Raw genomic sequence first — 12457 nt, 5'->3', positions numbered from 1 at the left:
GTCAGCCTCTGGCCTGTTTCACCAGATCGGCGATGACGTCGCGCACGGTCATGCCTTCGGCGCGGGCAGCGAAAGTGAGCGCCATGCGGTGCTGAAGCACGGGCTCGGCAAGCGCCAGGATGTCGTCGATCGACGGCGCCAGGCGCCCGTCGTAAAGCGCGCGGGCGCGGGCGCAGAGCATCAGCGCCTGGCCGGCGCGTGGGCCGGGACCCCAGGCAACGTTCTTGTCGGTCGCGGCATTGCCGTTGCCCGGACGGGCGGAGCGCACGAGCGACAGGATCGCGTCGACCACCTTTTCCCCGATCGGCATCTGTCGGATGAGGGCCTGGATCTGCTGCAGCCGCGCTGCATCGATGACCGGGTGAGCGGTTGCTTCGCTGACACCTGTGGTCTCAAGCAGGATCTGCCGCTCGGCCGCAAGGTCGGGATAGCCGACATCGACCTGCATCAGAAAGCGGTCGAGCTGCGCCTCGGGCAGGGGATAGGTGCCCTCCTGCTCCAGCGGGTTCTGGGTGGCAAGCACGTGGAAGGGCGCCGGCAGGTCCTTGCGGGCGCCTGCCACGGTGATGTGATACTCCTGCATCGCCTGCAGCAGCGCCGATTGCGTGCGCGGCGAGGCGCGGTTGATTTCGTCGGCCATCAGCAATTGCGTGAAGATCGGGCCGGGAATGAAGCGGAACGAGCGATGGCCGGCCGCATCCTGGTCCATGACTTCCGAGCCGAGGATGTCGGAGGGCATCAGGTCGGGCGTGAACTGCACGCGGCTGGAATCAAGGCCGAGGACCGTGCCGAGCGTGGCGACGAGCTTCGTCTTGGCAAGACCGGGAACGCCGACGAGCAGGGCATGGCCGCCGGAGAGAACGGCGAGCAGGGTCTGCTCGACAACACTTTCCTGGCCGAAAATAACCTTGCCGACTTCCGCACGCACCCGGGCGATTTCGCCGAGTGCGCTTTCGGCCGCGGCGACAATCGTCTTCTCGTCGATCGCGTCGGCCGCGCCCTTCATGACAGTCATGGTCGTACTCCCCGGTCGCCCGTTGTTAAACCGAATCGCCCTATACCGGGATTTCAGTTGCCAAATTCCAATTTAGACCCTACCGGACGGCTGACAAGTCGGCGCCGACGCACTATCTCGTGACATATCAAAGGTCTCGATCTGAAAATCGTGGTCAAACGGGACGGAACAATGGCAGAAGCCGAAATTCAGCAAACCGGCGATGCCGCCGGACTGGCGGCACTGATTGCGCGTGCTGCGGGGCAGACCGGCGAAAAGGCGCGCGGCCTGCCGCCGGTGGACCGCTGGAATCCGCCGTTCTGCGGCGACATCGACATGGAGATCCGCGCCGACGGCACCTGGTTCTATCTCGGCACACCGATCGGCCGGCAGCCCTTGGTCAGGCTGTTTTCCACCGTTTTGCGCAAGGACGAGGATGGGCGCACCTATCTCGTGACCCCTGTGGAAAAGGTCGGCATCCGCATCGTCGATGCGCCGTTCGTGGCCGTCGAAATGAGCATGACCGAGGGAGAACAGGGCCAGGTCCTGACCTTCCGCACCAATGTCGGCGATGTGGTCGAAGCCGGGCCGGAGCATCCGCTGCGCTTCGTCATCCACGGCGAGAACCGGGAGCTGAAACCATATCTGCATGTGCGCGGGCGCCTGGAGGCGCTGGTCTCCCGGCCCGTCATGTACGAAATCGTCGAACTCGGTGAGACGCAGCAAGTCGATGGCACCGAGATGTTCTGCGTGCGCTCGGGCGGCGCCGTCTTCCCGATCATGCCGGCGGCAGAGCTGGAAGCGCTGTCGCGATGAACCGGCATCTCTTCTCCGCTGACGAATTCCGTCGACGTGCGCTGACCCAGATGGGCGGACCGGTGGAAACCTCCTGGCGCGACCATGGCGATTTCCTGCTCAATCCGGGCATCGTGCCCTATCTGGAGACGCTGCATCTGAAGGATGCCGCAGTGCTCGTGCCCGTCGTCGACGATGGCGACGATGCCAGCGTCATCCTGACCCAGCGCACGGCGAGCCTGCGCAAGCATTCCGGCCAGGTTGCCTTTCCCGGCGGGGCCGTCGACCCCGAGGACCGTTCCGTCGAAGTGGCGGCGCTGCGCGAAGCGCAGGAGGAGATCGGCCTCGATCCGCGCTTCGTCGAAACCATCGGTCGGCTGCCGCACTACATGGCCATGTCCGGTTTCCGGATTACTCCGGTGCTGGCAGTGGTCAAGCCCGGCTTCGAACTGATCGCCAATCCGGACGAGGTCGAAAGCGTCTTCGAGGTGCCGCTGTCCTTCCTGATGAACCCGAGCAATCACGCCCGCGGTCGCGGGCATTGGCAGGGCGAGGAGCGGCATTTCTATCGAATGCCCTATGGTGATCGCAACATCTGGGGTATCACCGCCGGCATTCTCCGCATGCTCTATGAAAGGCTTTACGCATGACTTCCGTTGCCGGCGAAGGCTGGTTTTCATCGCCCTCTCTCCGCCGTGTTTTCGAGGTCCTGAACGTCGAGGGCGGCGAGGTCCGGGTCGTCGGCGGCGCGGTGCGCAACAGCCTGATGGGGCTGCCGGCCGGCGACATCGATATGGCGACCACCTGGCGGCCGGACGAAGTGTTCGAGCGGGCGAAGGCGGCAGGCATCAAGGTGGTGCCGACAGGCATCGATCATGGCACCGTTACGCTCGTCATCGACGGAACGCCCTATGAAGTCACGACGCTCCGGCGTGACGTTTCGACCGATGGCCGCCGCGCGGAAGTCGCTTTCGGCAGCGACTGGAAGGCGGATGCCGAACGGCGGGATTTCACCATCAATGCACTTTACGCCAACGACCACGGCGACGTGTTCGACGATGTCGGCGGGCTCTCGGACATCGAGACGCGCACGCTGCGTTTCATCGGCGATGCTTCAGAGCGGGTTGCCGAGGACTATCTGCGCATTCTGCGTTTCTTCCGCTTCTTCGCCCACTACGGCAGCGGCAGGCCGGATGCCGAGGGCCTGCGCGCCTGTGCCAGGGCGCGCTCGAAGCTTGCAACGCTTTCGGCCGAGCGGGTCTGGGCCGAAACAAAGAAGTTGCTTTCCGCCGCCGATCCCGGCCGCGCGCTGCTGTGGATGCGCCAAGCCGGTGTGCTCACCGAAATTCTGCCGGAAACGGAAAAATGGGGCATCGACGCGATCCCGGATATCGTTGCCGCCGAGCGCGCCTTTGGCTGGGCACCGGATCCGCTTCTGCGCCTGGCCGCGATCGTACCGCCGGACGAAGAGCGCCTGGAGGCAATGGCGGAGCGTCTGCGTCTGTCGAAAGCGGAAGCTGCCTATTTCAACCGCTGGGCCAAGGCGCCGGCGGTCCCCGCGACCACCGTCGATACGGCCTTCGATCGGTTGCTCTATCGTCATGGCGTGGAGGGGATTGTCATAGGGCTGCGGCTGGCGCTGGCGACGGCACGGCGCAAGTCGGAAGGCGACCCGGCGCTTTTGTCCGAGACCGCGTCACTGCGCCGGCTGCTGGCACGCGCCGAGGCCTGGAAGCGGCCGAGCTTCCCGCTGAATGGCGGCGACGTGCTGAAGGCCGGCGTTGCGGCCGGCCCGCGCGTGGGCGAAATCCTCGGGGAGCTCGAAAATCTCTGGATCGAGCGCAACTTCAGTCTCGACCGGGCAAACCTCATCGCCCGGCTCGAAGCCATGGTGCAGCCGGACTAATCGGACGGCTAGCGCCGCCTTGGCCGGACGGCTACGCCGCCTTGGATTCGTCGGTGATCCGGGCCTTGATGTTGTCGATCATGTTTTCGCGAATAACCGTCTCGCCGTGCGTTTCGCGCATGTGCTCGACGGCGCGGCGCACGATTTCGGCATCGTTGTCGGCGCGCGTGTGCCATTCGCAACCCGGGACGAGGGAACCGCATTCAAACAGGCGCATGGTGCTTCCTTCCCTGTCTAAAGTTTGATGCGAGAGCGCGGCGCGCCGGTCGGGCGACCGCACGATTAGAGTAGCATCAACCCCCAAGGGCGGCCAATTGTTCCCGCCGACGACGCGAGAAGAAACCGTTATAGACAAAGAGGCCGATGGTGTTATGGGTTTGCGGTAACAAGAGACGCAAAGGCCCTTTTGCCCATGACCACCGTTCAATCGGAACTGATCTCCGCCATCCGGAACATTCCTGATTATCCGAAGCCGGGCGTGATGTTTCGCGATATCACCACGCTGCTCGGCAATCCGCGCGCATTCCGCCGTGCGATCGATGAGCTGGTGCATCCCTACGCCGGTACCAAGATCGACAAGATCGCCGGCATCGAAGCGCGCGGTTTCATCCTCGGTGGCGCGATTGCACACCAGCTTTCTTCCGGCTTCGTTCCGATCCGCAAGAAGGGCAAGCTGCCGCACGACACCGTGCGCATCGCCTACAGCCTGGAATACGGCGTCGACGAAATGGAGATGCACAAGGACGCCATCAAGCCGGGCGAGAAGGTGATTCTCGTCGACGATCTGATTGCGACCGGCGGGACGGCGGAAGCGGCCACCAAGCTTCTGAAGCAGATGGGCGCCGATATCGTCGCCGCCTGCTTCGTCATCGATCTCCCCGATCTCGGTGGACGCAAGAAGCTCGAAGCGCTCGGCGTCAATGTCCGCACGCTGATCGAATTCGAAGGCCACTGATCCTGACGGGCGATAGCGGCATTGCGGATCGAAATCCGCGCGTTCCGCACCGGATCATTTTCGATCGCTTCAGAGGCGATTGATCGTCCGCAACATCAGCTGAACTTCACGCTGTGTGGCGGGTGGCAGTGTCTCTACTTCCTTTTGCCAAAACTGTTCGGCTTCCGGAGGCTCGTCTTCCCAACTTCTGACGGATGTCTCGTTATCGTCGATCACGACACGGCGATGGCCGCCAAGACGCAGATAGGCGTCCGCCAGTTCACAGACATGGGTTTTTTCCATGGCCAACACTCCCGTTTCCTTGATGCAAGGCGGGCATCCCGCACGGGGTAAGTGACAGTCGGCACCGCGCTTTGTCTGGTGCTGATTTTACGCGCAAACCGCGCTGGAATTAAGATGTCTCTGGAGGTGCGTCGCCCGAAGGCGGCGCTCGTTGCTACACGAACTCGATTACCTTGCTCTCAAAGCGGATCACCGCCTCGCCGTGCTGGTTGTCGCCTTCGCACAGGATCGTGTTGATCCGCCAGCCGGGTTTCGAGGTGAGCGAGCGGCTTTCGAGGAAGGTCACGAAATAGGTGACCGTGTCGCCGGCATAGACCGGCTTCAACCATTTGAGATCGCGAAAACCGGGCGAGGGGCCGAGGTTCGGCGCACGCAGACCCTCGGCGGCGAGCCGGCGCTGCTCGTTCCTCCAGAAGCGGACGAAGCATTGCATCCATCCGGCGCTGGTATGCCAGCCCGATGCGCAAAGCCCGCCGAACAGCGAATGCCGTGCCGCTTCCTCATCGAGATGAAAAGGCTGCGGGTCGAAGTCGCGGGCGAAGCGGATGATGTCTTCGGCCGTGAAGGTCAGGCTGCCGATGGCGGTCCTGGCCCTGGCGGCGTAAAATTCTTCCATCGTCATCATCAGGCTTGCCCCTTCTCGCGGCAGCGAAAGAGAACGGTGCATTCGGAGACCGCCACGGGCTCACCCGCCTGGTTGGTGATTTCGTTGCGGAATTTGACGATGCCGAGATCGGGCTTCGAATTCGACCGCCGCGCCTCGAGCACGAGGCTGAAGCCATTGAGGATATCGCCGGCGATGACCGGCTTCCTCCAGTCCATGAAGTCGATGCCGGGCGACCCTTGAGACGTCGAATTGCCCATGAAGGCGTCGAGCATCATGCGCATGCCGACGGCGCTGGTGTGCCAGCCGGACGCGGCAAGGCCGCCAAGAATGCTGCGTTTTCCCGCTTCCTCATCGAGATGCATCGGCTGCTGGTCGAACTCACTGGCGAAGGCGATCATCTCCGCCGGCTTCATCTCGACCGGCGTGTAGTCGAAACGGCGCCCTTCGGAAAAATCCTCGAAATACAGCATGCTTGAGTTGTCCCGTCTGATTTGCTGCCGTCTACCTACTGCATAATTTATCGAAGCGGAATCCATTTGAGCGGATCTGTTGCGAGGCAGCGCGGGCTGAATTTCCAGGTTGCGCATGCCGGACGTTCATGCAACCACCTGTCTAGCTGCCGCATCCGCCGGCGCTTGATCGAGGAGCATTCGTGACCGAACTGAACAGAGCGCTCGCAGGCGCTGCCGAAAAAGGGATCATCTCAGCGAACCAGGTGAGAGATCTGGAAGCCTATCTTGCGGACCGCGGCATGATCTTCGGGCCGACGGCGCCGGATGCCGCCGCGGAGCGACATGACGCTGCGCTTGATGCGCGTGCAGCCGAAGACAGCGAGCAGCCGCGGTTCGTGCGGGGATTTCACGATATCCTGATCACCATCGGCGTCATTGTCGTGCTGATCGGCCTTTGGGGTCTGGGTGGTCCGTTCGCAACGCTGCCGGTCATTCTCGTTCTTGCCGAAATCCTGGTGCGACGCCAGCGGCTGGCACTGCCGTCGGTGGCGCTGACGGTCGCGCTCGTGCATTGGGTCGGAACGACGTCGCTGATGTTCGTGAGCGAGCAGGAGGATGCCTGGAAACCGCTGATCTTTGCACTCGCCTACCTATCGGCGTTCCCGATCCCGCTGGGCCTGTTCTACTGGCGCTATCGTGTGCCACTGGCGCTGGCCGGATTGATGGTATCGATCGCACTCGTCTGCGTGGTCGCGATCCTTCTTGCCCTCGAGAAGATCTTGGGGATCGACCTTGCCAACGAAGACCATTTCATGCTTCTCGCGCTCACCGTTCTTGTTGGAGCCTTGGGCCTTTTTGCGGCCGCCATGCGCTACGACGTTTCCGATCCACAGCGTGAGACCGCGCGCTCCGATACGGCATTCTGGCTGCACCTGGCCGCAGCACCGGCATTGCTCTACGCACTGATGGGCCTGGTTTTCCTGTCGAACGGTGGCAGCACCTGGTGGGACGGTCAGGCCGGCTTCGGCCAAGCGGTTGCCGCGATCCTGATCGTTGCGGCCTTCATGCTGGTCGGGCTGGTCATCGACCGGCGTGCGTTCGTCACGTCGGGGCTGGTGTCGCTCGGGGGCGCGGTGTGGACGATGCTGAGCCAGACCGGCGCGTCGCTCGACAGCTACGTCTTCGTCGCCTTCGCGGTGGTCGGCGTGACCGTACTCTTCATCGGCATCTTCTGGCAGCGGTTGCGCCGCATGGTCATGGACCTGCTACCGCAAACGATAACGGCGCGGTTGCATGCCGCGCCGTGATACCGAGTTCTCTGCGTGCGCTGCACCGTTGCAGCGCACCTTGTCTCTTTGATCTTGCGCCTGCTACGCAAGATCGCCGCGCCAAGTCTTACGTGTTGAAGCGGAAGTGGATGACGTCGCCGTCCTGGACGACGTATTCCTTGCCTTCGTCGCGCGCCTTGCCGGCTTCCTTGGCGCCCACTTCGCCGCCGAGCGTGATGTAATCCTCGTAGGCGATCGTGTTGGCACGGATGAATCCGCGCTCGAAGTCGGTGTGGATGACGCCGGCCGCCTGCGGTGCCTTGGTGCCGCGCTGGATCGTCCAGGCGCGGGTTTCCTTGGGGCCGACGGTGAAGTAGGTGATGAGGTCGAGCAGCTTGTAGCCGGCGCGGATCAGACGGTCGAGACCGGCTTCTTCTAGGCCGAGCGCGCTCAGGAACTCCTTGGATTCTTCTTCCGGCAGCTGTGCCACTTCGGATTCGATCGCCGCCGAGATCACGACGCTTTCGGCCCCCTGCGCCTTTGCCATTTCGGCAACCGCGCGGGTGTGTTCGTTGCCGTCGACCGCATCGCTTTCCGCGACGTTGCAGACGTAGAGCACCGGATGGGCGGTCAGGAGGTTGAGGCTCTGCAGAATGCGCAGTTCTTCGGCATCGAGCTTGGCAAGCAGCGTGCGTACCGGCTTGCCGTCCTGCAGCAGCTTCAGCGAGGCTTCCATGATCGGAAGCTGCGCCATGGAGTCCTTGTCCTTGCCGCCGGCGCGCTTGCGGGTCTGCTCGGTGCGGCGCTCAAGGCTGTCGAGGTCGGCGAGCATCAGCTCGGTCTCGATCGTCTCGGCATCTGCGACCGGGTGGATGCGGCCTTCGACGTGGGTGATGTCATCATCCTCGAAGCAGCGCAGCACATGCACGACAGCATCCACTTCGCGGATGTTGGCGAGGAACTGATTGCCGAGGCCTTCGCCCTTCGACGCGCCACGCACGAGGCCGGCGATGTCGACGAAGGAGATGCGCGTCGGGATGATTTCCTTCGACTTGGCAATGTCGGCAAGCTTGCGCATGCGCGGGTCCGGCACCGCCACTTCGCCGGTGTTCGGCTCGATGGTGCAGAAGGGATAGTTGGCCGCCTGAGCGGCCGCCGTCTTGGTGAGTGCGTTGAAGAGCGTGGACTTGCCGACGTTCGGCAGCCCGACAATACCGCATTTGAAGCCCATGGGGTCTCGTCCGTATCCTTAAATTCCGTTGGCGTGGCTATGCGGGAAGGGCGCTTCCTGGTCAAGGGTGGACACCCCGTTCACGGTAAATAAGGGGCTTGCGCCGTTGAACGCGCGGTATTTGGGCCCGCATATGCCCTCAGAAATCCGCCGGCCCGTCGCGGCGAAAAATCTGAGGAGCCCACATTGATCGATCAGAAATTCATGTTCCCGCGCGTGCCGGTGGCGGTCGTCGATATCGGCGACACGCTTGAAGCCCTGCTGATCCGTTCCATGCTGGAGAGCCTTGGCGCCGTCGTCACGCTGCATCTGCCGGGGACACCCGCGGACTTCCTGACCTTGATCGCCGGCGGCGAACTCGTGCATCAGCATGTGGTCATCTGCGGTCACGGCGACGAAAATGGTTTCGTCTTCGGAGAATACTGCGAAGGCATCGACACATCGATGCTGGTCGACGGTAGCCTGCCGCCTTCAGTCGTTGCCGAGCATGCCAGGCTCGGCGGCAAGATCGTTCTCAGCACCTGCTGCGAGACCGGCGGCACGGCGTACGGCGATGCCTTTGTCGGGGCGGGTGGCGCAGCCCTCTATGTCGCCCCCGATGGTTCGCCCGAAGGGGCCGATGCGCCGCTCTTCGTGCATTGCTTCTATCATGCGCTTCTTGCACGCAAGCAGACGCCCGAGGCGGCACTGGAGCACGCCCGCTCCTATGACGAGGCGGCGTCGATGTTCGTCGGGCACTGGCCGGCCAACTGACCGACGTGACTGCCGCCCCTGCTTTTGCTTGATCGGTGCGCCCGCCCGTAGGATAGTGCGTGCGCATACGGCGCCGCACGTCTCTTGAGACGCACTAAGGTCGCTGTAACATTTAGATCTGCTTCACGATTTTGTCCCTAAATCGGTTCTGGTTTAAGGAATTTCCGTTCTTTCTGTCATCAACGGGGTGGTTCCGATGAGTGACAACGAGGTTGCCAGAAAAGTCAAAGTGAAGGTCAAGCCGAAGCTCGAACGGCCGAAGCTTTACAAGGTTATGTTGCTCAATGACGATTATACGCCGCGCGAGTTCGTCGTCGGCGTGCTCAAGGCCGTGTTCCATATGAGCGAGGAGGCCGGCTACCGCGTGATGATGACGGCGCACAAGATGGGCACTTCGGTGGTCGTCGTCTGTGTGCGCGACATTGCGGAAACCAAGGCCAAGGCGGCGACCGATCTTGCCAAGGAAGCGGGTTTTCCGCTGCTCTTCACCACCGAACCCGAGGAATAGCGAGCGGTCGGCACGAAGGATGGCGGGGGTCGCCGGTTCGCTTTATGTTTTCTTATGTAGACGAAGCGGCTTGCTTGCTTCCCGCTTGATCGTGCCCTTGGCTTCGAGATCGAGCTGAACCGCCTTCAGCCACCAGCCGGCCTTTGCACCCTCGGGGAAAAGGTCCTGCGGCAACAACGGCAATAGCCGCTCCTTCGCTTCCGCGACGGTCAGCCCCGGTGTGACCGGCAGGACCGCGAGCAGGGCTTCGCGCATTGCCTCGTACTTTACCCGGTCGACACGGTATTTGTGGCCGGGCGAGACGATGTTTTCGATCTCGATCTTCTCAGCCTGAGATGCCATTGGCCTCACCTTTCACATAGTCGATCCTGGGCGCCTTGAATCCCATGGCCGCCCAGGCGGTCAAAAGCCGCCACATGAAGCGGCCCGAATGCGTCTTGTAACTCGGCAGTGTGTCGTTGAACTCGACGCCTGCCTTGCGATCTTTCGTCATGGTCCGCATTTCGAGCGGCGGCTGTTCGTCCGGGGCGAAACGCTGATTGTAGACGCTCAACCAGTGGCCGTCTTTGAATTCGAGGAACATGGCGGCGTTGCAGCAACTCGCGATCACCCTTCGCGTCGGCGCCTCGGGTGTCAACCGATGCTCGCGCAAAAGCTCGCTGCCCCTGATGCAGCGGATCCTGTCCTTCCGGTAGAGCGCGAAGCGCGTCGAACCGTCGGCTTCCAGCACAGGCGACGCTTCGGGCAGGGCCTCGAAGCGCTCGCCGGCGGTGCGGCAGCTGCTGCAATAGCAGGCGGCGCCGACAATCGGCTCGCCGACGGCTTCAAAGGCAACCTGACCGCAGCGACAGGCGGCAATCCGAATTCTTGCTTGTGGTTTCACCATGGCCCTCTCCCGATATCGTCTCACTAACTAGACTGTACCGTCCAGTTTGATTTGTCAATCCGACTGGCCTATTGTGTGGGGCAGATGATTTGTGACGTGCAGCAAGGCGGAGGGGCAGAATTGAGCAACGGCGCAAAGACGCGCATGGAGCGTACCCGCAAGGGGATCGTGGCGGCGGCAAGCGATCTCTTCCTGAAACACGGCTTTCTCGGCACGAACATGGATGAGATCGCGGCGACCGCGGAAGTGTCGAAGCAAACCGTCTATTCCCATTTCCAGAGCAAGGAGGCGTTGTTTCTGGAGGTCGTGCGCAGCATGACGGGCGGCGCCGGCGATGAGTTCCAGGAGCAGGTCGCCGACCCGGATGGCGATGAGCCGATCGAAGAATTTCTGCTCGACTATGCCACCCAGCTGCTGGCGATCGTGATGACGCCGCGGCTGATGCAGGTGCGGCGCCTGGTGATTGCCGAGGTCGAGCGCTTTCCGCAGCTTGGCGAAGCCCTGCACGAGCGCGGGCCGATGCGCTCGATCAGGCGGCTTGCCGTCGCCTTCAAGCGCTATAGCGAGAAGGGCGACATCCGGGTGAGGGATGTGCAGGTCGCTGGCGGCTTCTTCAACTGGCTCGTCATGGGTGGACCGGTAAATGATGCCATGCTGCTCGGCGACGGCGCCATTCCGGCGCCGGAGGTTCTGCAGGCCCATGCGGCCGAGGCGGTGCGGATTTTTCTGGCAGCGCATAGGGCCGCCTAGGCGTTCGGGTCTCTTTCTGGTTCGCGGCTATCCGTTTGATGCGGAAGACGTCAGGGCGCCTTGCTCACCGGTGAGGACGCATTCCACCATTTGAGCACGCGCATCGCCTTGAGTGTCACCCACCGCGACGGTACGTCGGCTCCGTCGTCGACATCGAACCACACCCGTCCGGCGGGGCTCCAGTCGAGCGGCCAGGTGCCGTTGTCCAGGCGTCGCGCAGAAAGGTGATCGATCGCTTCGCCGAGGCGCGGGTCGGGCGCGGCGGCGGTCCGGAGCACCGATTGCCGGAAATAGTCGAGTGCGCGCAGGATGTCGTAGTGCCAGCGGTTCGGGTGGCAGAGGCAAAGAAACCGATTGCTCGCCGGTTCGCCGGTGCTCAGGCGGCGGAAGAGGTGGCGCTTGAGGAGATAGTCCTCACCACCCTCCCGCGCCGCCTTGGACTGCGGTGTGCCGCCGGTCGCCCTTTCGAACTCCAGCAATCCTTCGAGCACATTGATGGTGCTTGCAAAGGAAGAGCAAACTGAACCGTTCGCCCGCTCGCAGTTCCAGCCACCATCGGGCTGCCGTTCGCCAACGAGCCTTTCGACGATGGGTGCGATGTCGACGCCGAAATAGGCGCCGTCAGCCACGGTTCGCCCGTTGATGCACTCCTCGACCTCGCCTTGCCAATAGGGCTGGCCGCCTTCGTCCCAGCGGGCGTTGGCGCCGATCAGTTCAACGGTTTGCCTGGCCCGATCCGATGATGGGTCGAGGCCGAATTCCCGGAGCTGCGACAGCGAAAAGCACGTGGCCGTCCAGGGCTGACCGCGCTCGGACCACTCGCGCGCGTCAAAACCAGCCGGAATAAAGGCGCCGCCCGCCCATTGGCCGTCGTCGTCCTGATGCGAAAGCAGTCTGGCGCCCCAGCCTTCGGTCTCCACCTTGGCTCGCTCGGCCCTCCACACAGGTTCCGGGGCATCCAGCAGGTCACGCATCACTTGCCAGCGGATCGAAGGATCCGAAGCGAGAAGCCAGTCAATCACCGGGTGGCTCATAGGGCGTGCTCCAGGCCGGTCTTCAAAGCCGACCTG

17 protein-coding genes are annotated in these 12457 nt (G+C 62.9%); 8 read left to right on the top strand and 9 right to left on the bottom strand.

What is annotated here, in order from left to right:
- Position 1: 1 nt before the first annotated feature.
- The gene (locus IB265_RS11980; RefSeq protein ID WP_057253096.1) at positions 2–1015 is read right to left on the bottom strand and encodes a MoxR family ATPase; all 1014 of its coding nucleotides are present in this window, start codon (positions 1013–1015) and stop codon (positions 2–4) included.
- A gap of 171 nt (positions 1016–1186) precedes the next feature.
- Here IB265_RS11980 and IB265_RS11975 point away from each other — a divergent pair, with 171 nt between their 5' ends.
- The 3 genes from IB265_RS11975 to IB265_RS11965 are packed head-to-tail and all read left to right on the top strand — an operon-like array spanning position 1187 to position 3695.
- Positions 1187–1810 (top strand): DUF1285 domain-containing protein, encoded by a 624-nt coding sequence (locus tag IB265_RS11975; protein ID WP_113133451.1) that lies wholly within the window; start codon positions 1187–1189, stop codon positions 1808–1810.
- On the top strand, positions 1807–2439 hold the full coding sequence (locus IB265_RS11970; protein WP_057253100.1) for a CoA pyrophosphatase: 633 nt from the start codon (positions 1807–1809) through the stop codon (positions 2437–2439). The genes IB265_RS11975 and IB265_RS11970 overlap by 4 nt, the downstream gene beginning before the upstream one ends.
- A complete protein-coding gene (locus tag IB265_RS11965; RefSeq protein WP_057253102.1) occupies positions 2436–3695 on the top strand; it encodes a CCA tRNA nucleotidyltransferase in 1260 nt (419 codons plus the stop codon). Before IB265_RS11970 ends, IB265_RS11965 begins: the two co-directional genes overlap by 4 nt.
- A gap of 31 nt (positions 3696–3726) precedes the next feature.
- Here the strand turns inward: IB265_RS11965 and IB265_RS11960 are convergent, their stop codons facing one another.
- On the bottom strand, positions 3727–3912 hold the full coding sequence (locus tag IB265_RS11960) for a DUF1059 domain-containing protein (protein WP_057253104.1): 186 nt from the start codon (positions 3910–3912) through the stop codon (positions 3727–3729).
- Between the two features lie 195 nt (positions 3913–4107).
- Between IB265_RS11960 and IB265_RS11955 the strand changes: the two genes are divergently transcribed.
- Positions 4108–4650 carry an adenine phosphoribosyltransferase gene (locus IB265_RS11955; RefSeq protein ID WP_057253106.1) on the top strand — a complete coding sequence of 181 codons (543 nt, stop codon included), beginning with the start codon at positions 4108–4110 and terminating at the stop codon, positions 4648–4650.
- A gap of 69 nt (positions 4651–4719) precedes the next feature.
- On the opposite strand, the gene IB265_RS11950 is transcribed toward IB265_RS11955, so the two are convergent.
- The 3 genes from IB265_RS11950 to IB265_RS11940 all read right to left on the bottom strand — a co-directional run bounded on the left by IB265_RS11950 (position 4720) and on the right by IB265_RS11940 (position 6009).
- The gene (locus tag IB265_RS11950; RefSeq protein WP_057253108.1) at positions 4720–4932 is read right to left on the bottom strand and encodes a hypothetical protein; all 213 of its coding nucleotides are present in this window, start codon (positions 4930–4932) and stop codon (positions 4720–4722) included.
- 154 nt (positions 4933–5086) lie between these two features.
- Positions 5087–5557: a MaoC family dehydratase gene (locus IB265_RS11945; RefSeq protein ID WP_082616006.1), complete on the bottom strand. Its 471-nt coding sequence runs from the start codon at positions 5555–5557 to the stop codon at positions 5087–5089.
- Complete coding sequence (locus IB265_RS11940; protein ID WP_057253110.1) at positions 5557–6009, bottom strand: MaoC family dehydratase; 453 nt, start codon at positions 6007–6009, stop codon at positions 5557–5559. The genes IB265_RS11945 and IB265_RS11940 overlap by 1 nt, the downstream gene beginning before the upstream one ends.
- Before the next feature lie 182 nt (positions 6010–6191).
- Between IB265_RS11940 and IB265_RS11935 the strand changes: the two genes are divergently transcribed.
- The gene (locus tag IB265_RS11935) at positions 6192–7298 is read left to right on the top strand and encodes a hypothetical protein (RefSeq protein ID WP_244495683.1); all 1107 of its coding nucleotides are present in this window, start codon (positions 6192–6194) and stop codon (positions 7296–7298) included.
- 88 nt (positions 7299–7386) lie between these two features.
- On the opposite strand, the gene ychF is transcribed toward IB265_RS11935, so the two are convergent.
- A complete protein-coding gene (gene ychF, locus IB265_RS11930) occupies positions 7387–8490 on the bottom strand; it encodes a redox-regulated ATPase YchF (RefSeq protein ID WP_057253112.1) in 1104 nt (367 codons plus the stop codon).
- Between the two features lie 186 nt (positions 8491–8676).
- Here ychF and IB265_RS11925 point away from each other — a divergent pair, with 186 nt between their 5' ends.
- Positions 8677–9243, top strand: coding sequence for a hypothetical protein (locus IB265_RS11925; protein ID WP_057253113.1), 567 nt, complete (start codon positions 8677–8679; stop codon positions 9241–9243).
- 196 nt (positions 9244–9439) lie between these two features.
- Complete coding sequence (clpS, locus tag IB265_RS11920; RefSeq protein WP_057253114.1) at positions 9440–9751, top strand: ATP-dependent Clp protease adapter ClpS; 312 nt, start codon at positions 9440–9442, stop codon at positions 9749–9751.
- Between the two features lie 42 nt (positions 9752–9793).
- Here the strand turns inward: clpS and IB265_RS11915 are convergent, their stop codons facing one another.
- Positions 9794–10093 (bottom strand): DUF6958 family protein, encoded by a 300-nt coding sequence (locus tag IB265_RS11915; RefSeq protein ID WP_057253116.1) that lies wholly within the window; start codon positions 10091–10093, stop codon positions 9794–9796.
- Complete coding sequence (locus tag IB265_RS11910) at positions 10077–10637, bottom strand: GFA family protein (protein WP_057253118.1); 561 nt, start codon at positions 10635–10637, stop codon at positions 10077–10079. Before IB265_RS11910 ends, IB265_RS11915 begins: the two co-directional genes overlap by 17 nt.
- 120 nt (positions 10638–10757) lie before the next feature.
- Between IB265_RS11910 and IB265_RS11905 the strand changes: the two genes are divergently transcribed.
- Complete coding sequence (locus IB265_RS11905; protein WP_234793134.1) at positions 10758–11387, top strand: TetR/AcrR family transcriptional regulator; 630 nt, start codon at positions 10758–10760, stop codon at positions 11385–11387.
- A 50-nt stretch (positions 11388–11437) separates the two neighbouring features.
- Here IB265_RS11905 and IB265_RS11900 read toward each other — a convergent pair whose 3' ends face one another.
- A complete protein-coding gene (locus IB265_RS11900; protein ID WP_057253120.1) occupies positions 11438–12421 on the bottom strand; it encodes a hypothetical protein in 984 nt (327 codons plus the stop codon).
- Positions 12422–12457: the final 36 nt, after the last annotated feature.

It is taken from the genome of Ensifer sp. ENS10 (assembly GCF_014852025.1).
Lineage (GTDB): Bacteria > Pseudomonadota > Alphaproteobacteria > Rhizobiales > Rhizobiaceae > Ensifer.
Note: the sequence above shows the minus strand (reverse complement) of the source record. Positions and strands in the feature narration are given on the sequence as shown.

Coding starts and splice junctions, on each gene's coding strand:
- IB265_RS11975 (WP_113133451.1), top strand. CDS start 1,187: ATGGCAGAAGCCGAAATTCAGCAAACCGGCGATGCCGCCGGACTGGCG.
- clpS (WP_057253114.1), top strand. CDS start 9,440: ATGAGTGACAACGAGGTTGCCAGAAAAGTCAAAGTGAAGGTCAAGCCG.
- IB265_RS11945 (WP_082616006.1), bottom strand. CDS start 5,557: ATGATGACGATGGAAGAATTTTACGCCGCCAGGGCCAGGACCGCCATC.
- IB265_RS11940 (WP_057253110.1), bottom strand. CDS start 6,009: ATGCTGTATTTCGAGGATTTTTCCGAAGGGCGCCGTTTCGACTACACG.
- IB265_RS11900 (WP_057253120.1), bottom strand. CDS start 12,421: ATGAGCCACCCGGTGATTGACTGGCTTCTCGCTTCGGATCCTTCGATC.
- IB265_RS11965 (WP_057253102.1), top strand. CDS start 2,436: ATGACTTCCGTTGCCGGCGAAGGCTGGTTTTCATCGCCCTCTCTCCGC.
- IB265_RS11950 (WP_057253108.1), bottom strand. CDS start 4,932: ATGGAAAAAACCCATGTCTGTGAACTGGCGGACGCCTATCTGCGTCTT.
- IB265_RS11910 (WP_057253118.1), bottom strand. CDS start 10,637: ATGGTGAAACCACAAGCAAGAATTCGGATTGCCGCCTGTCGCTGCGGT.
- ychF (WP_057253112.1), bottom strand. CDS start 8,490: ATGGGCTTCAAATGCGGTATTGTCGGGCTGCCGAACGTCGGCAAGTCC.
- IB265_RS11960 (WP_057253104.1), bottom strand. CDS start 3,912: ATGCGCCTGTTTGAATGCGGTTCCCTCGTCCCGGGTTGCGAATGGCAC.
- IB265_RS11980 (WP_057253096.1), bottom strand. CDS start 1,015: ATGACTGTCATGAAGGGCGCGGCCGACGCGATCGACGAGAAGACGATT.
- IB265_RS11955 (WP_057253106.1), top strand. CDS start 4,108: ATGACCACCGTTCAATCGGAACTGATCTCCGCCATCCGGAACATTCCT.
- IB265_RS11970 (WP_057253100.1), top strand. CDS start 1,807: ATGAACCGGCATCTCTTCTCCGCTGACGAATTCCGTCGACGTGCGCTG.
- IB265_RS11915 (WP_057253116.1), bottom strand. CDS start 10,093: ATGGCATCTCAGGCTGAGAAGATCGAGATCGAAAACATCGTCTCGCCC.